This is a genomic window from Pararhizobium sp. LjRoot255, from assembly GCF_964252905.1.
Lineage (GTDB): Bacteria > Pseudomonadota > Alphaproteobacteria > Rhizobiales > Rhizobiaceae > Pararhizobium.
This window is the reverse complement of sequence record NZ_CAXUPQ020000002.1, coordinates 15,726-36,062: the sequence shown is the minus strand read 5'-3', so window position 1 is coordinate 36,062 and position 20,337 is coordinate 15,726. Positions and strand designations below refer to the sequence as shown.

At 59.0% G+C, this 20,337-nt stretch carries 14 protein-coding genes and 2 pseudogenes; 8 read left to right on the top strand and 8 right to left on the bottom strand.

Annotation, left to right across the window (positions count from 1 at the left end; all coding sequences use genetic code 11):
• Nucleotides 1–196: 196 nt before the first annotated feature.
• A complete protein-coding gene (locus tag ACSQ2W_RS19110) occupies nt 197–2,326 on the bottom strand; it encodes a GumC family protein (RefSeq protein WP_436087859.1) in 2,130 nt (709 codons plus the stop codon).
• Nucleotides 2,327–2,877: 551 nt separating this feature from the next.
• Here ACSQ2W_RS19110 and ACSQ2W_RS19105 point away from each other — a divergent pair.
• Nucleotides 2,878–4,209: a polysaccharide biosynthesis/export family protein gene (locus ACSQ2W_RS19105; RefSeq protein WP_436087858.1), complete on the top strand. Its 1,332-nt coding sequence runs from the start codon at nt 2,878–2,880 to the stop codon at nt 4,207–4,209.
• A 589-nt stretch (nt 4,210–4,798) separates the two neighbouring features.
• Nucleotides 4,799–5,509 carry a LuxR C-terminal-related transcriptional regulator gene (locus tag ACSQ2W_RS19100; protein WP_436087857.1) on the top strand — a complete coding sequence of 237 codons (711 nt, stop codon included), beginning with the start codon at nt 4,799–4,801 and terminating at the stop codon, nt 5,507–5,509.
• 79 nt (nt 5,510–5,588) lie between these two features.
• Here the strand turns inward: ACSQ2W_RS19100 and ACSQ2W_RS19095 are convergent, their stop codons facing one another.
• A complete protein-coding gene (locus tag ACSQ2W_RS19095) occupies nt 5,589–6,422 on the bottom strand; it encodes an IS5 family transposase (protein ID WP_436087856.1) in 834 nt (277 codons plus the stop codon).
• 299 nt (nt 6,423–6,721) lie between these two features.
• On the opposite strand from ACSQ2W_RS19095, the gene ACSQ2W_RS19090 reads away from it, so the two are divergent.
• The 5 genes from ACSQ2W_RS19090 (at nt 6,722) to ACSQ2W_RS19070 (ending at nt 12,542) form a co-directional block, all read left to right on the top strand.
• On the top strand, nt 6,722–7,441 hold the full coding sequence (locus ACSQ2W_RS19090) for a nucleotidyltransferase family protein (RefSeq protein WP_436087855.1): 720 nt from the start codon (nt 6,722–6,724) through the stop codon (nt 7,439–7,441).
• Between the two features lie 103 nt (nt 7,442–7,544).
• Nucleotides 7,545–8,633, top strand: coding sequence for a DegT/DnrJ/EryC1/StrS family aminotransferase (locus ACSQ2W_RS19085; protein WP_436087854.1), 1,089 nt, complete (start codon nt 7,545–7,547; stop codon nt 8,631–8,633).
• Nucleotides 8,634–8,667: 34 nt separating this feature from the next.
• The gene (locus ACSQ2W_RS19080) at nt 8,668–9,420 is read left to right on the top strand and encodes a sugar transferase (protein WP_436087853.1); all 753 of its coding nucleotides are present in this window, start codon (nt 8,668–8,670) and stop codon (nt 9,418–9,420) included.
• 389 nt (nt 9,421–9,809) lie between these two features.
• Nucleotides 9,810–10,376, top strand: a complete 567-nt coding sequence (locus ACSQ2W_RS19075) for a hypothetical protein (RefSeq protein ID WP_436087852.1) — start codon at nt 9,810–9,812, stop codon at nt 10,374–10,376.
• A 171-nt stretch (nt 10,377–10,547) separates the two neighbouring features.
• Nucleotides 10,548–12,542, top strand: a complete 1,995-nt coding sequence (locus tag ACSQ2W_RS19070) for a Calx-beta domain-containing protein (protein ID WP_436087851.1) — start codon at nt 10,548–10,550, stop codon at nt 12,540–12,542.
• A 64-nt stretch (nt 12,543–12,606) separates the two neighbouring features.
• Here the strand turns inward: ACSQ2W_RS19070 and ACSQ2W_RS19065 are convergent.
• The 4 genes and pseudogenes from ACSQ2W_RS19065 to ACSQ2W_RS19050 all read right to left on the bottom strand — a co-directional run.
• A pseudogene (locus tag ACSQ2W_RS19065) lies at nt 12,607–12,825 on the bottom strand (IS66 family transposase zinc-finger binding domain-containing protein); the annotation flags it as partial.
• 24 nt (nt 12,826–12,849) lie between these two features.
• The gene (locus ACSQ2W_RS19060; protein ID WP_436083676.1) at nt 12,850–13,872 is read right to left on the bottom strand and encodes an SDR family NAD(P)-dependent oxidoreductase; all 1,023 of its coding nucleotides are present in this window, start codon (nt 13,870–13,872) and stop codon (nt 12,850–12,852) included.
• A 109-nt stretch (nt 13,873–13,981) separates the two neighbouring features.
• Entirely contained in the window at nt 13,982–15,139 is a 1,158-nt protein-coding gene (locus ACSQ2W_RS19055) for a glycosyltransferase family 4 protein (protein ID WP_436083675.1), read from the bottom strand.
• 23 nt (nt 15,140–15,162) lie between these two features.
• Entirely contained in the window at nt 15,163–16,701 is a 1,539-nt protein-coding gene (locus ACSQ2W_RS19050) for a dTMP kinase (protein WP_436087850.1), read from the bottom strand.
• A gap of 462 nt (nt 16,702–17,163) precedes the next feature.
• Between ACSQ2W_RS19050 and ACSQ2W_RS19045 the strand changes: the two genes are divergently transcribed.
• A protein-coding gene (locus ACSQ2W_RS19045; protein ID WP_436087849.1) for an IS5 family transposase occupies nt 17,164–17,918 on the top strand; the annotation gives its coding sequence in 2 pieces (ribosomal slippage) (nt 17,164–17,497 and nt 17,497–17,918; 756 coding nt in all).
• Between the two features lie 34 nt (nt 17,919–17,952).
• Here ACSQ2W_RS19045 and ACSQ2W_RS19040 read toward each other — a convergent pair.
• Both ACSQ2W_RS19040 and ACSQ2W_RS19035 read right to left on the bottom strand, forming a co-directional pair.
• Nucleotides 17,953–18,627 (bottom strand): annotated as a pseudogene (locus tag ACSQ2W_RS19040) (IS630 family transposase); the annotation flags it as partial.
• A 170-nt stretch (nt 18,628–18,797) separates the two neighbouring features.
• Nucleotides 18,798–20,069, bottom strand: a complete 1,272-nt coding sequence (locus ACSQ2W_RS19035; RefSeq protein ID WP_436087848.1) for an O-antigen ligase family protein — start codon at nt 20,067–20,069, stop codon at nt 18,798–18,800.
• Nucleotides 20,070–20,337 lie beyond the last annotated feature (268 nt).

The window sequence follows — 20,337 nt, the reverse complement described above, 5'->3', positions numbered from 1 at the left end:
ATCCGCACGCTCCGGAGCCACTCGCTCGCCGGGCCGCGTCCCCACAAGTGGTTGTCTAATCGCATTCCAATCGTCAAGGTGGTTTAGGCATTCGGCGACCTTGCCAGGTTGCGGGTAGGCAACCACCTCACGGGACACGATCGACTCTTGCGGCTGGAGCCGCTTGGTGGTGCGTCTCTTGTTAATCCCCGAATTCCTATCGGAAATGGTGCTTTCGCATGTTAACTTGCGTCAGCACGCCAAACACCCGCTCGTGTGCATCTTTGATCCCGACATGTCCGAGCTGACTTAGTGCGCGGCGGGCGACGTCGACCTCCGTAGCGCTCCACTCCAGTGCAAAGATGACGTTATCTACAACGGAAGCAATGACGCGTGCTTCCGTTGCACCAAGGAGCGGTGGGCTTACGATCACAATGCAATCATACTGGTCCTTGAACTTGTCCAGCATGATTGTAAGCTGGTTTGTTGAAAGGAACGAAAGCGCATATTCCCGCCTGTAGGAAAGCGGGAGAAAGTCGATTCCGAACTCGGCGATTGTCTTGACCGTTTCCTCAGCGGGTACCGTTTCCTCAGCGGGTACCGTTTCCTCGCCGAAATACGTCGCCCTGTCCTTTCCGAATCCCTCAAGACTATGCGCGATGCTGGGGTTGCGAAAATCGAGATCGATGAGCAGGACCTGCCGCCCAATCGTGCCCGCACTCAGGGCAAAGCTAAGAGCAAGCGCGGTCTTTCCGTCGTCCTTGTCACTCGATGTGATGGCGAAGACGGCCGAATCACGGAGTCGGCCCTGATGCGGGAGAATACGCCGCCGCGACAGGGCCGTCGCCACGACTGAGCGAACCGCCTCGCCATAGCTGTTGAACGGGTCGTCGATCAACGCGTGTCGCGCGCTGTTCATCCGGAAGCGGTTGGGCACGAGCCCGATGCACGGGACTCCGACCGATTCTTCGACATCGCGCTCGCTGCGCACGCGACGGTCGAAACGCTCCAGCAGCACAGCCGTCAATCCGCCGCCGATGGCAAAGGCAACGAATGCCGGCAGCACGAACAGGGCCGGCGAAGTCGAGCTCGGAAATTGGGGTGGCAATGCAGCAGAGACAATATGTGCTTCCTCTTGAATTCGGTCTTGGACGAAGATTTCGGTCTGTCGCCGCAGAAGGCTCTCGTATAGCTGCGCCGATGCAGTGGCCCCACGCTCCAATTCGCGCAGCTTTGCCTCAGCTTCGCGGAGGCTTTCCCGAGATTGTTCGAGTGAATCGAGGCGTTGCCGAGTGCGGTGGAGGCGCTCCCCAAGCGCCCTACGATCGAAGGGCAGTTCGGCAAGGACCTCATCGAGGAGCCGGCTCAACTCTTCACGCTGTAACGGACCTACTTGGTGAAGGGCATCGGCTGCGTCTGTTTCGGCCTCCGTCGCGAGTGGGAAGGCATTTGCGGGCTGGCCGTCACTCAAAACGTCGACGCGAGGCCCTTTCTGATCCTGTTGGCTCAGCAAGGCTGAGAGACGCACTCCCCGTTCTCCAAGTCTGGCCAGATCAATTGCGAGCTGTCGCCTCAGTTCGGCAATCTGCTGATCCATCGATTCGACGTTCTTCTGGTCAATAAGTCCTGAGGCCATTCGGTGGTCACGAACGGCTGCTTCCGCACGCTCGACAGCGGCCCGCGCGGAAGGGATGCGTTCGGCCAGTTCCTTCTCCAGCCGCTCACGCCGCGCCTGAAGGCGGTCGCGACCTCTATTTACGTACATCTCGGCCACTCGGTTCGCAATGACCGCGGCCATCTGCGGATTCTCTGTAGTGAAGGTTACGGCAACTACACGTGAGTGCTGTTCCTTATAAACATTGAGGTTTTGCCGGAGGACCTCGAAATCGATGGGCTCCGACTCTTCGGGCACGGCTTCTCCCGATGAACCCGTCGTTGGGGAGGAGGGCGGCTCGTCGTTTGCACCAAAGATGGCGTCTGAAAGCATCTTGCTCCATGGCCGCTGCGCCCGATCACTAAACGGGGACGGGGACGCATCGGATGTTGCGGGACCGCTGCTGCCGGGATCCTCGGCGAGGCTTTTCTGCACCGCGCGCAGATGGCTGGGCGACAGGATGAGTTCCACGTGGGTGTCGACGACAGCCTCATCGAAAGAGCCCGCCGGCCCGGACTCCGAGCGCGCCACGAGCAACTGCGCTTTCGCCGTATAGCGGGCCGGGATGCTGGTAGCAATCAACATGGCCATCAACGCACCACTCGCGGCGCAAACGGCGACCAGCTTCCATCGCCGTCCCAAAAGTGCAACAAGATCCAAGAGATGGAGCGTACGGTCTTCTTCGTAGGTCATTGCTCGTCCTGGAGATAAGGGCGCGAAGGCGTCGCTCTTGTTAATTTTGCGGTTCGTCGGCATCGATCAAAGCGTTTTGAGAAGACATTGGATGCCACGGAGGAGTGGGCCCGAGAGCGGGTGCGCAACACCACGGTCAACGCCGTTGGTCGGCGAGGGGACCTTGGTAGCCTGTGTCGTGCCACTCCTCAACCATTCCATCCACCCGCGAGCACCCGTTCTCGGCTGCTTGACTAGCCGGCGGCAAATGCGATGATGGGAATGCGAGTGCTCACCCGATTGCCCCCATTCACAACATTTCCAGCGTATAGAATTTCATCATTTGTACGACGCGTAAATTGATGCAAATTGAGTAAGGATTCGGCGGGATTACCTAATCATGGTGCTGTGGGGTACCCCCTTATGTCGCTCTGCCTGAATGAGCATACCTATTTTCCATTTATTGATATTGGGGCTTTTGTCATCATTTATATGATGCTGGTGAAGCGCGCCGGGCCAGTCTGCCGGCCAGATGCACTGACTCCAGCAAATCTTCAGATTGGAGTACGCCGATGGTCCTTCGTCACCGACAGCGCACGTTTTTCAAGTTGTTTGGTCTGGCGGCCCGCACCGCAGTAGCTCTGGCCTTGGGGCTGTCGTGGTCGGCCGCCTCCGAGTACCGGCTGCATGCGGGCGATGTGATCGAGGTCTCGCTCGCTGGGCTTCCGCAGTTCGGCCAACGCGCGCCGGTTCAGCTCGATGGCAGCATCACAATTTCGACCATCGGCACGCTCGACGTCGAGGGCGTCACGTTGGCCAATGTTCGCGAACTTATTCAGGCGGCCTACACCAGCCGGCTCCTGACCCTCTATGCCTCCGATGGTCGGGAGTTGACGCGTACGGTTGAACGCGAGGATGTATCGGCGGCAATCGTGCAATATGCGCCGATATGGGTATCCGGTGATGTTGTTCGGTCCGGCGAGCATCCTTTCCAGCCACGGATGACGGTACGCCAGGCGATCGCGTCTGCGGGCGGGCTCCGTCCACCGATTATGACTACCGGCACGCTGCCGCTATACGATCCGATCCCGCTGCAGAGCGACTACATTGCCAGCTGGCTCACATTGGCTGGCCACGCCGCCCGCGCCTGGAGGTTCCGCACCGAGCTCGGCGAGACGGCCGAATTCGACAAGACATCAATTCCAGCAGCACCGGTGCCTGAAGACGCGTTGACGCGCATTCTGGCAACCGAGAAGCAGATTCGTGAGCTTCGGCAGGTGGATTTCGATCGCGAGCGGGCCTTTCTGGACCGGAGCGCGGCTCTTGCTGAGGAGCAGATCAAGTCGCTATCCGAACGCGTCGAACTCGAGACCCAAGGCGAACTCGAGGACACTCAAGTCTACAAAACTTCGAAAGAACTTCTGCGGCAAGGCGCATTCACCAATTTGCGGGTAGTGGAGGCCCGACGCTCATTGCTTTACTCAGCCACGCGCCGGCTGCAAACGGAAAGCGAGCTCATGCAGATGCGCAGACGGCTGGACGAGGCGCGCCGGTCGTTGGAAAAGCTCGAAGACCAGCGCCGGCTCGGCATTCATGAAGAACTGCGGTCCATAGATCTGAAACTGGCCGAGGAACATGCCCGCCTACAGAGTCTGCGGGCGAAATTGGACCTCGCTGGCATCGCCGTCCCGCGCGGCCAGGAGGCCAGCCAGGAGGCCAGCCCGGCGGTTACCGTTATTCGCAGGATCGACATGAAGCCCGTCGCTTTTGAAGCGGGGTATGATGAAGAGGTCGAGCCGGGCGATATGGTGGAAGTCGCGTTACGCCAAGGGTCCTTATCGACGAGCGATGATCTCGGCGCACTTGGCATTGACCGGCCTCAATATGCACAGAGCGCGAAATAACCTCTCAATCCCTCAATTCTACTTGGTCTTCCGGATCGATGCTCGAGCGGAGCGCGGATAGACGAGGAGGCCGAGTCTTCGCGAGGCGATGGCCGCTGGCATTTCATCTCTGCCGCCAACTTGAGTGAGTTCGTCAACCTGCTTGTGTTGGCCGGACCGCTGTCCATTTCCGTGGTCGAAGCCTTTGCGGCAGGACCTTAAGGCTTTGCGATGGCGGCCGACGGCGAGACGCAGCGCTTCGCCAAAGTTTTGCGGTCGAACCGAGAGCTCTTCCAACCCCCGTGCCCATCTCGTGGTCGCTTTATTTGCCATCCGTGGCCGCATCGACAACTCGCTCGTCGAGCAAGAGCCTGTTTTCCGGCACTGGGCAATATCTACGTCAAAAGCGGTAACAGTATAAGGGGGTTGGCGAACAAGTGTAAATCCATTGTGCTATGTATACAACCCTAGAGATGACCATTGAAACGTCATCGTTGACTTTTTGGGGCTATCCCGGTTGATTGCTCCGCTGCGCGTCTGTGGTACCATTTCTTTTTTGACATGATGAATTATTTGCAAAATTTCTACCTACTCCGGAAGGGGGTGCAGCGTGAACAAGAAGAAAACGTGGAATTTTACAATCGTCGAGCCGAACTACATTGTATGCGCAGGGCTGGCACGAATATTTGCACGAACGGCATTCAAAGAACAAATCGAATGCGCCAATATGGCTCAGTTGTGGGAGCTGATAGAAAAGGGTCAGGAAGTCGATTTGTTTTTGATAGACGTGGGGCAAAATATTTGCCGATTTAAAGCGGACGTCGAGAAGCTCAAAACGCAATTTCCAAAGTCATTTGTTGTTCTAATGGCGGACTCTGTTGAGGAAGCTGTAGTCACCCAGGCCATCCAAGCGGGTGTTCATGGTTTGATTGACAAGGGCATGCGCGTCGAAGCCATGGTGAAATCGCTGGAATTGGTCCTGCTCGGCGAACCTGTTTTCCCTCCCCCCGCTCCGGTCAAGACATCGCTCATCACAAAGGAGTATGTCTTACAGAAGCACAACGAAAACAATGGTCACAACGGGCATTCAACTCATATAATTTCCCTGGCGCCTAATCTTTCGTCGCGAGAAATTGAAGTATTGATGTCACTTAGTCAGGGAAACTCCAATAAGGAGATTGCCAGGAAGCTCGAGATCTCGGATGCCACCGTGAAGGTACATGTGAAGGCAATCTTGCGGAAGCTTCGGATAAAGAACCGGACCGAGGCGGCCTTGTGGGCAACGGGTGCGGGGCAGCAGACCTCACCGTACCAGCAGTGATCGATTTCCGTTCTGATCAAGCCGGCTCAGCAAGCCCCAGAAAAATAAAGGCTATCTAAGAGTCGGATTCGAAAAGACATCAATAAAAATAGTACCTTGCGAGCCGCCTGGTGAGCATGCGAACGTGAGCGATCATGATCCAGGCCTCGGCTGAGGCGATGGATTTTTCGAAGTCCTTAGCCAGACTCCTGCATCTACCGAGCCAGGCAAAGGTTCGCTCAACAACCCATCGGCGCGGCAATAGCTCGAAGCCTTTGGCCTTGTCGGATCGCTTGATGATTTCGAGTGTCCATTTGCCGATCTTCTCCAATCGCGTCTTCAGTTTTGCTCCGGCGTAGCCGCCGTCGGCAAAGATGTGTAGTAACCACGGCCAGCGGTGCCGGATGGATTTCAGGAGATCGGGAGCACCGTCACGATCTTGAATATCGGCGCTGTGAACCATGAGGCCAACCATCAGGCCGAGCGTATCGACCACGATATGGCGCTTGCGGCCCTTGATCTTCTTGCCAGCATCAAAGCCTTTGATCCCAGCGCTTTCCGTGGTTTTGACACTTTGGCTGTCGATTGCCCCTGCCGTCGGTGAAGCCTCCTTTCCCTCCAGCTCTCGCGCCGCCATCACCAGACAATGATTGATCCGGCTCCATAGCCGCATCGCACGCCATTCGTAGAAATAACGCTGCACCGTCGAGCAAGGCGGGAAGTCCTTCGGCAGCATGCGCCACTGACAACCGGTCGCAGCAATATAGAGGATCGCGTTCACAATCTCCCGTAGGTCAGCCTTGCGAGGCCGCCCAAGCCGATACGGCGCAGGCAGAAATGGTGCAATAAATTCCCATTCGCGATCCGTCACATCACTTGCGTAGCGGCTCGCCTTACGGGCATAAATCTTTCGGGTGGTTTCAGTCCAGGCCATATGATCTCCATCGAATCTTCGCAAATCCGAGGGAATCACAACTGGCTGGAATCACTCACTTCTTTCTGAAGTCGCCTCTAAAAATTCTAGTAATACCCCCTTTTGGAGCGGTCATCCCGCTTGGGTAGCTCTCCACAAAAGGATGCTCCACAAAGTATGGCTTTGCCGCTCGACTGCCTTCTATCCTTATGCGCAGTTGCCGAGGACTGATCGACTGCTAGATTGCTGTCATCGATCTGTCACATCTCCGCAAACGCGGATTTTGAGGCAGTACCGAGTCAACTTCAGGGAGAGATTCGATGAAAGCCGTAATCCAGTGTGGCGGTCAGGGAACGCGCCTGAGACCATACACTATGGTGCTACCCAAGCCGCTGATGCCAGTCCGCTCTCAGCCGGTACTTGAGCTTCTGCTGAAATGGCTTCGACGAAACGACCTGACAGAGGTCTATATCACCACCGGTTATCTCGGGCAGCTGATTAAGAGCTTCTGTGGCGACGGGCGGCGGTGGGACATCCGGATCCGCTATACGGATGAAGCGGCACCCCTGGGGACGATCGGGCCACTCGGCTTGCTGCGCGATGAACTCGACACCAGCTTCCTGGTGATCAATGGGGATGTCATTACCGATCTGAGCCTCGGTGCGTTCGCCCAGTACCATCACAGCACGGGCGGACTACTCACGGTGGCTACCATGCACCGGCAGACTCGAATGGATTTCGGCGTCATCGAGGCACATGACGGGCGGATCACCAGCTTCAAGGAAAAACCGATACTCTCGAACCTTGTGAGCATGGGTGTCTACTGCATGGAGCCCTCGGTGCTTCAATACATTCCTGCGGGCGTCCCATTCGGCTTCGATGATTTGATCCTGTGCCTCCTTCGGCGAGGCGTTCCGACCCACAGCTACATTCACGAGGGCATGTGGCTCGACATTGGCCGGATCGAAGATTTCCAAACCGCTCAGGAGCTAGATTGGGATGTCCAGTCACCACCGTTTGAACGCGTCTACGCAGCCTGAGGCTGTTCTGCTGAATGCTGCCGCCCCGGGCGGAGGTGCCGCAACGGCGCGTGCCGGCAGCGGGGCCGACGATCGCTCAGAGATTTACGTCGCGCGACCAATCTTGGGGCGTCAGGAGCAGGTCGCCGTTTCCGAAGTCTTGGACGACGGCTGGGTCACGATGGGCTCGCGTGTACGCGATTTCGAGCTAGCCTTCGCCGAGCGGCATCGCACGGACGATGCCGTGGCAGTCAGCTCTTGCACCGCCGCACTTCATCTTATCCTCCATGCACTGGGGATAGGGCCAGGCGACGAAGTCCTCGTGCCCTCGCTCACATTCGTGGCGACGGCCAACAGCGTCTTGTATACTGGAGCGTCGCCTGTCTTCGTCGACATCGAGTCGCTCGCCATGCCGCTGATGTCCCTGGAGGACGCTGCGCAAAAGTGCTCCCCGAGAACGAAGGCTGTCATTGTCGTGCACTATGCTGGCTGTGTCGCGCAGCGCAGCGCATGGCGCGAGTTCGCCTCCCGGCGGGGCCTGTTCCTCATTGGGGACGCGGCGCATGCAGTGGGCCTCGAGGACGTCGCAACCTTCGGCGACGCAGCTGCCTTCAGCTTCTACGGCAACAAGAACATGACGACCGCAGAAGGCGGCATGGTGGTGTCGACTCAAACCGACCTTCTGGAGCGAGTCCGACAAATGCGCAGTCATGGGATGACAAGCGGCACATTCCAGCGCCACCAGAGTGGCGCGCCGCGCTACGACGTGACCATGCTCGGCTACAATTACCGAATGGACGAACTCCGGGCTGCCATGGGTCTGGTTCAACTCGGTCGCCTGACAGCGTGGAATGAACGCCGGCGCGTCCTGACGGCCAGATATGCAGAAGTTCTGGCAGCCGATTGCCCGACCATCCTCGTCCCCAGCCTGCAGGGTTGCGATTCGGCTCATCACATCATGCCGGTCGTCTTGCCGGCCGAAGCCGACCGCGATCGGATCATCGCATCCATGAGAAGCGATGGCATCCAAACGAGCATCCATTACCCGCCTGTTCACGACTTTTCTTTCTACAGATCTCGGCTACCCGACCTTCGGCTCCCGAAGACGGAGGAATTCTCTCGTCGCGAGCTGACGCTCCCGCTGCATCCCGGCATGGATGACGGTCACGTCGAGCGCGTAGTCGCCGCTCTGGCCGCTGCTGCGCAGGCATGAAGGACGTCACGAAACAAATGTGAGGAGATACGTAATGCGCCATGACGACCGTCCGCCAGCACGTCTTATCGGCTGGATTGCCCGCTCCCTCGACGTTCTGTTCGCCGCCGTCTGCTTGGCGGTTCTAAGCCCCGTGATGCTGCTGATTGCCGTGGCGATCATCGCGGAGAGCGGCCGTCCGGTGTTCTTCTCGCAGGTGCGCCTTGGACAGGGCGGCAGGCACTTCCGGATTTACAAGTTTCGCAAATTTCGCGCGGACTGCAGCCCCTTCGGCCTTCCATTGACGGTCAACAATGACGGTCGAACGTCCAGAATTGGACGATTACTCGCAAAAACAAAGTTCGATGAGCTCCCGCAACTCTATAACATCCTCCGGGGAGATATGGCCTTTGTCGGCCCGCGGCCAGAGAGCCTCGCTTTTGCCGACTGCTTCGACGACAAGCACCGGGCTATCTTGGACTATAGGCCTGGAATATTCGGTCCGAGCCAGGCAGCGTTTCGCAATGAGGCCAGCCTGTACCCCGTGAATACCGACCTGATCAAGGTTTATCGAGAGGTGATCTTCCCGCTGAAGGCCTGTCTCGATCTCGAATATTATCCGCGTAAGACCATGCTCAAGGACCTAGTGTGGATCGTTCGCGGAGTCATGGCGGTAGTCGGCCTCCATCCAACATTGACCAAGCTTCCAACGCAGCTGCCCACGCTGCGGACCAGCCAGGCGCCTGTGACGGAGGGCGCTCTATCGCCACCTTCGAGCTGGAGCCACGCGAGGAGGATGCAACTATGAGCTGGGCAACTCCGCAGAGGCCCTTTGAGCAGGGTCCCGCGGACGCGACGCAGGGATCGTCCCACCGGACAGCAGCAACGCCAGTGCCTCGTGAGAGGTGGGGTTCGGGCGCGCTCCTCGGTGCGGAAAGCCCGATCCCCTCGCGGGCATGCAATCCCGGCACGATTCCATCGTCATGGGCAAGGATACCGGCTCCAAGGCGCAACACCATCATTATCGAGCTTTTCGGGCCAGCTGCTTCCGGGAAGACGACCCTTGCCCGAGCCCTCGAGGCGGCGCTCGATGCTAGGGGCATCGCGGTGCGGCTCGTCGGGAGCTCGCGACCTGCAGAAAGAGGTTCTGAGCCACCAGGAGCAGGGACCAAGCCGCCCTCCGCGCTGCGTGCAGCCTTGGCCCGCGCCTCGAAAGTCTTCACCGCTCTGGACGCGCTGGTGCCAGGGGTCTCCATCGACCCGCTCGTCGGGCAACTGATGGAGATCCTGCCGCCAAAGAGCTGGACCAGAGCGATCCGGGCTCGACGTTATCTGCGGAACATCTGCGGCTCCTGGAGTGCGGCGCTGACCTCGGACAGCGTCGTCATCTTCGATCAGGGCTTTATGAATTCGCTCTGCTCGCTCGCCCTCTTTTCCGGTGCGGTAAACCAGCATGCCCTGTCGCGAGGACTATCGCTTGTTCCAGCGCCCGATTTGCTCATTCGTGTGGAGACGCCGCGCGAAGTGCTGCAGGCGCGCCTTAAAAAACGGCTGCGTCGTCAAGGGTTGTTTGAGCGACTGTTTGAGAGCGACATCCAAAGATCGCTTCGGCAGATCGAGATCTCCTCGATGATTGATGATTTGCTGAAGGAGGCCGGCCGGCATTCGATGCGTGTGAGTTGGCGGGACCAAGACACCCTCGCAATGGCCGTCGAGACGATCGCGGACGAAATCGTCTTGAAGAAGGGACACGGATCGCCATGACCTGACTTGGTGCGAAATCGCCTTGTACCCGCGACGCTGAATGACGGATCAAACAGAGCCGTTTTCATCGGTCGCGTCCGGCACCGCTTGACCGAGCGCAACGCTCGCTGCGGAAACAATTGCCGCGGGTGATGCAAGAGCTGCCCCCGCCATAGCGGCTTTCGGAGCCGGTTGCAGAAAGGAGAACTAGCTATGGTAGATAAGATCGGCACGGATGCTGGCGAGGACCTCATCGGCGGCGCTGAAAACGATCTGCTCGATGGCAAGGGGGGGAACGACAGGCTTTACGGCAAGGATGGCAATGACATCCTTTATGGCCGGGGTGGGGATGACCTGCTCGACGGCATGACCGGGGCGGACGCCATGTACGGCGGATCAGGCAACGACCGCTACAGGATCGATAATGTCGGCGATGTGATCAGCGAGGATGAAAACAACGACGGCATTGATGATGGCGGAATCGATCTGGTCGAGAGTTCCATCACGTTCACCCTTCCCAAGTTCTTTGAAAACCTGACGCTGACGGGGACGGACACCATCAACGGAACAGGCAATGAACTCGACAACAAGATCAAGGGAAATACCGCTGCGAACGTCCTTACTGGAGACGGGGGAAAAGATATACTTACTGGCGGTGGCGGCGCCGACACGTTCCTATTCGGTCCAGCTGAGGTCAGTAGCACGGACCGGGTGGTGGACTTCGACGCGGACGACCGACTCGGAATCTTCGCCGCCGATTACGGCCTGAGCGCGGGGAGCGGTCTGACCAACGGGAAACTGTCGAGCGACTACTTTACCATTGTGAGTTCCGGCGACCAGGCGACCACGTCTCACGGGCAGTTCATCTACTCGAGTGGAAATCGGACTTTGATGTGGGATGGGGATGGTGCCGGCGGCGCAGCCGGGATCGCGATCGCCACCTTCGATACGGATATTGCAAGCATCCTGAGCGCCGACCGCTTCACGATTTCCGGGTCTGGCGGTTCAGAACCACCGCCGCAAATATCGATCACGGACGGAGCGCCCGACCCGCAGACGGAAGGCAGCACGGCCACGATCAAGTTCATGATCACGCTGTCGGCGGCGGCCTCCGAGACGGTGCGCATCACCTACAGTACGCAAAACGGCACGGCGACAGCCGGTGAGGACTTCGTGGGCGTGAGCGGTGGCGTGGTCGATATCCCGGCCGGGCAGACAAGCGTCGAAGTCACCATCAATCTGCGCGACGACACCATCGTGGAGAATACCGAGACCTTCCAGGTCCTGATCAACGAGGCAAAGCTCGTCACGAGCGGCACGGCGCTCACCCTTGCCGATTCCTCGGGAACGGGCAGTATCGCCGACAATGATGTCAACCCGCCTCCGCCTGCGAATCCGACCGTGGTCAACATCATTGACACCAGCATCAAGGCCGGAGGGATCAACAGCCCGGATCCGTCAGGGCTTGCCTATGTGCCGGGTCAGGGCCTCTTCCTTTCCGATTCGGAAGTGGATGAGAAGCCATTCTCCCGCTCGAACAATCTGTTCCAGATCAGCACGAGTGGTGTCCTGGAGACGTCGCTCAGCCTTACGGGCTTCACGACGGAGCCGACGGGTCTGGCGTTCAACCCGGTCACCGGTCATTTGCTCATCACGGACGATGATAATTACAAGGTCTTCTGGGTCGATCCGCAGAACCCGACAGCGAGGCTCGGGACGGTGTTGGTCAAGTCCCTCAACTGTGACGATCCGGAGGACGTCGCCGTCAACCCGAACAATGGCAACGTGTTCATTGCCAACGGGACTTCCCGTACGATCGTCGAGACCGACAAGGCAATCAGCCAGGTTCTCTCCAGGATCACTCTCCCCACGGTAATCAAGGATCCGGAGGCGCTGGCCTATGACGCCCAGCACGACGTGTTCTTCGTGGGCGGCGGCTTCAGCAAGAATATCTGGGTTGTCGATCGCGGCGGCAATATCCTGCAGACCATCGATCTTCTTAAGGATTACCGCAACCCGATCGGCGATACCAGCGCCAAGATCAAGGACCTGGAATTCGCGCCGAGCAGTGATCCCAATGACGATCCGGGTGAAATGAATCTCTACGTCGCCGACTACGGGAACAGCCATGTCAATGACGGGCGTGTGATCGAGATCGACTTGGGCAGCGGTTGGCTCATCGTTTAGCACTCCAATTGGGGCTGTCGTTTGCCGGAGGGATTTCGCCTTCCGGCGAAGCCGCGCGGCGCCACTGGGTTACCTTCCGCTGACGCGGGATCACCTCCAGCGTCTCGGTGATGTCCTCGCCAAACTTCGCCAGCTTGCCAAAACCGCAGCACGGGCATGTCGCCGGCACTGCGATGACGACGCGCTCGCGCCGCAGATGCTCGGGAAACGCCTTCCTGGACGGACGCTTGCGCTCGAAGGCCCTGACCGCCGAGGAGCCTGCCGCCATCTCCGCCGCTACTTCAAGGCAGCGAGGGGGCAAAGCCTGTCAGATCAGATAGCTCAACTCGGGGCGAACGCGCCCGGCTGCGATCCGGTAGCGCCACCACTCGATCGTCTTTTCGAGGCCGCTGTCGAGCGTTTCGCGAGGCGCCCAGCCCGTCAACTCTCGAAAACGATCCGAGTCGGCAATTAACGCCATCACTTCCGATGCAGCCGGCCGCTTGCGAACGTCTTCCGCGATTATCGGTTTGGCTGGCCCAGCCACGAGTTCGCTGATGCGCTCGACGGTCTCGGCAATGGTAACTGCAAACCCCGAGCCTACATTATAAGCGGCACCCCATTTCAGCTGTTCCGCTCGGCCGATGGCTAGAAACGCACTGACGGTGTCGTCTACGAAATTGAAATCTCGTATCGGGCTAAGGTCACCAATCCGGATCTCTTTCGATTCCGGCTGGAGGGCCTGCCGGATGATCGTCGGAATGACGGCGCGCTCGCTTTGACGCGGCCCGTAAGTGTTGAAGGGGCGCATGATGACGGCGGGCGTCTCGAATGATCGGGCATAGGCCTCTACCATCTTGTCCGCACCAATCTTGCTGGCGGAATAGGGTGACTGGCCTTGAAGTGGGTGTTCTTCGGTGATTGGTGTGAACTGCGCGGTGCCGTAGACTTCGGAGGTGGACGTGTGGACCATCCGGCCGACCCCGCCTGCGCGACAAGCCTCGAGCACGTTCACCGTGCCCGTTATGTTGGTGTCCACATAGGATTGCGGCGCACTATAGCTGTAAGGGATCGCGATCAACGCGGCGAGGTGAAATACGACATCTGCCCCGTCGACCAACTTGCGCACAAAATGGGAGTCGCGGACATCGCCAGCCACGAGATTCATGGCTTGGCGAAGCTCGGCCGGGGTCTCATCCAGCCATCCCCTTTGCCCGAAAGAGTTGTAGAGACTGAGCGCGGTGACCTTTGCACCCTGACGTACGAGGCTCTCCGCCAGATGTGAACCAATGAATCCATCGGCTCCAGTGATCACCGTCGTTAGTCCGTCGTAGCGTGTATCGATAGCCATGGCACTGAGTTCCCCATCGTTGGTTATTTCTGCTTGAACCCGCGAAGTTCAAGATGGCGGCGTACCCACAGAGGCGACAGGGGATTACCACCGAGGCCCCGACCTCCATTCACGAATCCGAAAGCACAGAGTCATAAACAGCAGTTGTCTCCGCCACCAGGCGGTCGAGGGAGAAGCGCTTCTCGTACCAAGCCCGTCCGGCCTCTCCCATCTGGCGACGATACAGTGGAGCCGCAATAAGCAAGCGCAGACGGTCGCGGAGGACATCGATGTTTCCCCGCGGTACAATGAATCCGGTCTCGCTCTCGCGAACCGACTCGCGCACTCCTCCAACGTCTGACGCAATCACGGGCAGCCCCGCTCGCATAGCCTCGAGGATCGAGCGCGGGAATCCTTCCCAATTGGAAGCGAGCACAAATATCTGCCCATCCGCCAAACGCTCTGCCACATCCTGTCGATAACCCGTAAAGCGAACGCGCGACGCGATCCCCAGCGAGGCAGCGAGCGCCTCGACAGAGGAGAGCAGTGGCCCGTCTCCGACCAGCTCCAGCTGCCAATCGAGGTCCATTAACTGCGCAAGAGCGCGCAAGAGCGTCGCATGGTCTTTTTGCCAGGCCATGCGTGCCACCATTACGATCCTGGGCGGCGATCTTTCCGGTCGGGCGCGAAGCGATTCCTTGACGTCGGGCATGGCGTTCGGGATTGCCACAAGCCGATCTTTGCGAGTCAGGAAGCTCCGCTCGGCAGCACTGAAGTCAGATTCGCATACCGTAATGATACGAGACGCAAGCGGTGCTGCCGCCCATTCGACCAGCCAAAAAATAACACGCTGGGTCCATGGATGCCCCTTCGTGAAGCCCCAGCCGTGGGCGGTAAACAGAGCCGGGATACCAAGACTGGACGCGGCAATCCGACCAAGCAGGCCCGCAGTGGTAGAGTGCGTCGATACGATGTCGGGGCGAAGCTGACGTAATAGTTCTCGGATCTCAAGTACAGCTCTCACGGCTTGGAACGGCCCCACGCTGCGATGCAGGTTTCGTACGCAATGAATGGGAATTCCACGCTCTCTGAGGTGATTGGCAAACCGACCGTCGCGCCCAGCTAAAATCGTCACCTCCGCACCTCTGGAACGAAGCGCAGCGGATAGATCGCGCACGTGGATGTGTGCCCCCCCGATTTCGTCTCCGCGCGAAATCACGAAAACAATCCGTAGACGATGGTCGACCTGCTCGGTCGTCCGCTGTCCGTGTGACGTTAGAATAGACATCGGCCCCCCCCCCACAGCTCCACTTAGACGCTAACCCACAGAGCCTTCATCACGGCTTTCACCGTCTCCTCGAGCGGCTGCTCCGTATCAACGGAAATCACACGCGAATCCGGGAATTCAGTCTCCGTCTCGATCTTTCTGCGCCTCTTTACGGCTGCGGGATCGGGTCCGTCTTTCTTATTGCGCACCGCGTCCCTTTTTAGCGACGTCTCGATCGGCGCGGTTAAACGGATGACAAGCGTCGGCTGCGGAAGCCCGGTGTAGAGAGCCCGCTCGCGCCTCATCAGCCACTGCTTCAGGCCACGTCCGCACCGCGCCAGCGCCTCATCATCGAACCGACTGCTGTCGACGGCGCCAATGGTTGCGGAAGGGTAACGATCGGCAATCACAATCGACCCGGCGGCGGCATAGCGCCAGCAACGGCTCAGAAGCGCGCGGCGGTCGTGGGCCAGAACAGTGAGCCACAGAGTATTCAGCAAAGAAGGCGGCACGTTTTGCTGCTGCTCAAGTTCCGCGCGCGCGCTAGATCGGTGTCCGGACAGGATCCGCCGGGCCAAAGGAAGGGCGAGGCGCGGGAGGAGCGAAACGAACGTCGCGGGAGGTTTGCCGACATGGACGGCGCGGACATCGAAATGATGGCCCAGAATGCGGGCCGAGGCGAGACTCAAGGTAGATTTTCCCGTGCCCATGGGACCGACAAAAGCGATTACGACCCCTGCCGCAGTAGGGGTTAGCCTGCGGCGACGCCTCAGCAGCAACAGTAGAACACGCTGCATCCGGGACAGCGCTTCCGAGAGTGTGCTGAGCCGTCGCCAGGCACGGAGATGGCGCGCTACTTGACGACCAAGCAGGATTCGCCGAACCATGGCCCGCGGCTCGCCGATGGCTTCGATCAGATCATAAAGAAGCGAAACAGGCGTACCCGGAAACCAGGTCGTCCAGAGCACCTCGGCCTTGCCGCGGTTCGCGCTTGCACAGAGCCATTTCAGCTCCTGCAGCACGAGGTCGTAGTGGCGCTGAAGCAAAAACAGCTCCGTAAGACTGGTATGCTTGAGCGCAATTCGGAGCGCAAAGAGCACGAGCTCGGCCTCCACCGTGGGGATCGGAACGCCGTGCAGGCGACGCGTATTGGCCAGCAGCGCCCATTCCACGGGGAGGTGGTAGGCCTTGACCAGACTGTCGCCGGTGACGATCTGGAAATAGGCGTGCACGTGAAGCAGCTGCGGCACATCGGGATCCAGAGCAAAGGCGTGGAAGACACCGGGATGTCCGGCCCCGTTCGCGGAAACCGCGAGCTTGAAACCGCTTTCGACCAGCGCGGTTTGGAACCCGGCGGCGTCCTGGCGGTCGATGAGCAGGTCGAGATCCCCTTCGCCAGCAAGGCTGTCGGCAAGGCGCAGATTGCTCTTCCAGTGGCAGTACCGTAGCCCCATACGGTCGAGTGAGGCGAGCAGGCGACGTGTCGGTTCCTTCGGTGAGGGGCCTGACGTGGCTTCGGGGCCGGTTCCTCCATCGGGATGGGCTTTAGGCTGCATGGACGTCAAATGATGGCGACTGAACATCCCAATCGAGCTCCTGGGCGGTGTGGAAATCGTCTATCCGGCCAATATCGAGCCAGACAGCAGCAGCTCGAGCATCAGAGGTATCGGGAGGACCATGGTATACCGGCACAGGCGAGTTCCCTGACCGCCACATTGCATTACTGCTTTCATCAATGGACTCCCTCCGCTAAACGGGCCGATGCCACGGCTGCGAAACCCGCCTCTGAGGCGACTTTGCCCCTTTGCCATTTCCAGTCTAGCGCGCCGGCTAACGATCAACTTAATGCTAATAAGGATGAGGAGGTTTTCCGGCAGGAAGCTCGCTTGCCAAACCTGAATACCCAAGAAAAGTGCTGTTCACTAAGCCAGAATGTAAGCAAGAAGTGGTGGCGGAGCCGACAAGACGCACTCGACACCGCTAGGTTCAGGACCTATTAATTTCGTTTGAGATGTGATTCAGAGTCTCCATTGAAGGGGCTTCTGATGAGTGATTTGTTTCTGCTAAGCGAGCGCCAAATGGCTCGCATCTCTCCGCATTTTCCGCTTTCTCATGGGGTTGCGCGTGTCGATGACCAGCGCGTCGTCAGTGGTATCGTCTATGTGATCCGCAATGGTCTGCAGTGGAAGGATGCACCTTCGCAGTATGGGCCACATAAGACGCTCTATAACCGCTGCATTCGCTGGAGCCGGCTCGGCGTGTTCGACAGGATTTTCGCCTCTTTGGCCGGCGAAGGCCCCCAGCCTGAGCGCATCATGATCGACGCGACACATCTGAAGGCCGACCGCACGGCGGCAAGCCTTCTAAAAAAGGGGATGTTCCCCGTCGTATCGGGCGCACTAAGGGCGGACTGAACTCGAAGCTCCATGCCGTCTGCGATGATGACGGCCGGCCGATCATCATGCTGCTCTCTGAAGGCCAGATGAGCGACCACAAGGGCGCTCGGATCGTGCTCAACGCGTTGCCCAAAGCCGATTGCCTCATCGCCGATAAGGGCTACGACAGCACCTGGTTCCGCGAAGAGCTCCTCGCAAGGGGCATCGAGCCCTGCATCCCATCCTCTAAAAGCCGGAAGAAACCGTACGTCTACGACAAGGCCCTCTATCGTCGCAGACACAAGGTCGAGAACCTTTTCGCCAAACTCAAGGTTTGGAGGCGCATCGCAACACGCTATGACCGATGTGCCCACACCTTCTTCTCGGCAATCTGCATCGCAGCTTCTGTCATCTTCTGGCTGTGATTAACGAGCCCTGACCCTAGGCCAGTGCCGTGGTCTGATGACTGTGACGCTGCATGTTCCTGCCGATGACGGTGCCATCGAGCACGTTGAGGGCGGCAAACAATGTGGTCGTGCCGTGCCGCTTGTAGTCGTGCGTCAGGGTGCCGAGCCGCCCTTCTTCAGGGGCAGGACGGGTTGAGTGCGATCGAGCGCCTGGATCTGGCTCTTCTTATCGACCGACAGCACGATGGCGTGGGCGGGAGGATCGACGAAAGGCCGACGACGTCCTTGAGCTTGGCGACGAACTCAGGGTCGCTGGAGAGCTTGAAGGCCCGCCAGCGGCGGGGCTGGAGACCGTGCGCCTTCCAGATGCGGCGCACCGCACTGGCGCTAACGCCCACCTCGGCCGCCATCATGTCGGCAGTCCAGTGCGTCGTTTCGCCCGTGCGGGTCGGCAAGCGAAAGCGCCACACACCTGCTCGCTGATCTCCGGCCCGAGCGGCGAAAGCGCGAGGGGCGCGTCTTGTCGCGCAAGAGACCCTCGAACCCTTCTGTGGCGAAGCGCTCCTGCCAGCGCCACACGCAGGTCTTCGACTTGCCGGTCTGTCACATGATCTCGACGGTGCCGACGCCGTCAGCACTCAGCAGGATGATCTCGGCGCACCAGACGTGCTTCTGCGGCGCATTGCGAATCGGTCGGCGCAACGGTGAAGGATATTCCTGTGCGCATGCGCCACACTCGCATACGCACTCGCCAAAGAAAAACACGGACTCTTATGTTAAAGCGGAAACCACTAGCGGCACCGCGGACGGCAATTTGGTGGATGGCGCCGAGGGAGCAGACGGGACGGGTGTCTGGGGCCGTGAATCGCCGTTGGCAGCGCTGTGAGCGAATATTCGTCAGTTGATTTGGGCTCGGGTGCGAGGGGCGCTGGGGCTGATATCGAGCGGTCGCACACGCGTCGACTTTCGCGGTGCGACTGAATGCATGGCCGCCAGACCGAGCGCGACCGAGAACCAGAAAATCGGGTGACGAACAACCAGGTGAAAGTTGGAATATACGAATAGCGAGAAAATCAGACTTGCCAGCGCTATGAGCCCAGCCCGGTAGGCAGCGATGAGTGCCGCCGTAATGATCCAGAAAAAGATCAGCACAGCTAGGATGCCGCCCTGAGTGATCAAGTCGAGGGCAGTGTTATGCGCTTCTGCCTTTTCAGGGGGCGGTAGTTTCGTCCGCTTTCCGAGAAGATGCGGACCTGGTCCGAGGCCCAACATTCCTGATTTCAGGCCGATTTCCACCGCTTCACTCCAGAGTTGAAATCGATCTTCAGCTTGATCATTTTCTGTCATGGTCTCGACGATCGCTTGGCGCGCATTCTCCGCGATCTTCGGAGTGAACGGGGTTACGGACGCAAGCAGCAATGGAAGTGACAGGATCATCAGACTGGCGACGGTCGTGACCAGAGACGGCTGACGCTCGGCGCGCACGAACCTGATTAGAAACTTGCTCCCCACGAAAAGCGGTGCCGCAAAGCCAATGGCCAGGGTAAACGAGTCGCTTCGGGTCAGAATTCCGGCAATGAAAGGAGGGGCCATGCAGCTAAGCGCGAAAATTTTGGTGCGCAGGCGAGCCTCCGCTTCTGCGCTTTGAAGCGACAGGAGCACAAGTACGGTGCATAGAAGTCCGAATTGGTTTGGATTCATTGACCAGCCGATGAACCGGTTCCACATCCAAAGGTCAAGGCCTGACATGGGAACCATGCCATAGCCGCCGGCGAGCAACAGAATGACCGTGGCGGCGCCGCAGACCGAGATTATCCACGCCACGCGGTGAAGCCGCCAAGCAGGGAGAATGACCACGAGAAGCGACAGAATTGCCACGAAGGCGTAAGCCTGTCCGGTGTGCAGGACGCCCGAAGCATAGATATTGTCTGTGGCTAATCCCAAAAGCAAACCTATGCTCTGGGCGAAGGTGAACACCGCCCAGAATAGCAGCATATGGGAAACAGGCCTTGTCAGCGCCGGAGCGCCCCGGTATGCGAGGTCAGCCAGCGCTCCAACAATCCATATCGTGAGCAGCGACTCGCCGGCTCCTAAAGGCGTGCCGGGCAGACGGAGCTGCGTCGCAGTCGACAACAACAGTCCAAATGCGAGCAGTCCATCTTTAATCATTGACACGACCGGTGATTAGACCAAACCCGAAGCAGCAAGTGCTCGCCCTTTGACCTGCGAGCGCACGAGGCGACAGCCCAATCTTCTCACATTCGCCTCTGTCGGGAATGTGCAAATCGGATACTGCGATGCCCAAAAAGGGCTAGATCGCGACAGCGCTTACCCACTAAGGGGGTATTTACTCCACTATGCTGCGCCAGCATCTTATTGAGATTGCTGCAGCAACCCCGATAAAGGTCTCTGGCCTTAGAGACCGCCGGAGGCCACA

Excerpts from the sequence above, each read along its gene's own strand:
- ACSQ2W_RS19110 (WP_436087859.1), bottom strand. The coding sequence starts at position 2,326 with ATGACCTACGAAGAAGACCGTACGCTCCATCTCTTGGATCTTGTTGCA.
- ACSQ2W_RS19105 (WP_436087858.1), top strand. The coding sequence starts at position 2,878 with ATGGTCCTTCGTCACCGACAGCGCACGTTTTTCAAGTTGTTTGGTCTG.
- ACSQ2W_RS19095 (WP_436087856.1), bottom strand. The coding sequence starts at position 6,422 with ATGGCCTGGACTGAAACCACCCGAAAGATTTATGCCCGTAAGGCGAGC.
- ACSQ2W_RS19090 (WP_436087855.1), top strand. The coding sequence starts at position 6,722 with ATGAAAGCCGTAATCCAGTGTGGCGGTCAGGGAACGCGCCTGAGACCA.
- ACSQ2W_RS19080 (WP_436087853.1), top strand. The coding sequence starts at position 8,668 with ATGCGCCATGACGACCGTCCGCCAGCACGTCTTATCGGCTGGATTGCC.
- ACSQ2W_RS19060 (WP_436083676.1), bottom strand. The coding sequence starts at position 13,872 with ATGGCTATCGATACACGCTACGACGGACTAACGACGGTGATCACTGGA.
- ACSQ2W_RS19055 (WP_436083675.1), bottom strand. The coding sequence starts at position 15,139 with ATGTCTATTCTAACGTCACACGGACAGCGGACGACCGAGCAGGTCGAC.
- ACSQ2W_RS19050 (WP_436087850.1), bottom strand. The coding sequence starts at position 16,701 with ATGTTCAGTCGCCATCATTTGACGTCCATGCAGCCTAAAGCCCATCCC.
- ACSQ2W_RS19035 (WP_436087848.1), bottom strand. The coding sequence starts at position 20,069 with ATGATTAAAGATGGACTGCTCGCATTTGGACTGTTGTTGTCGACTGCG.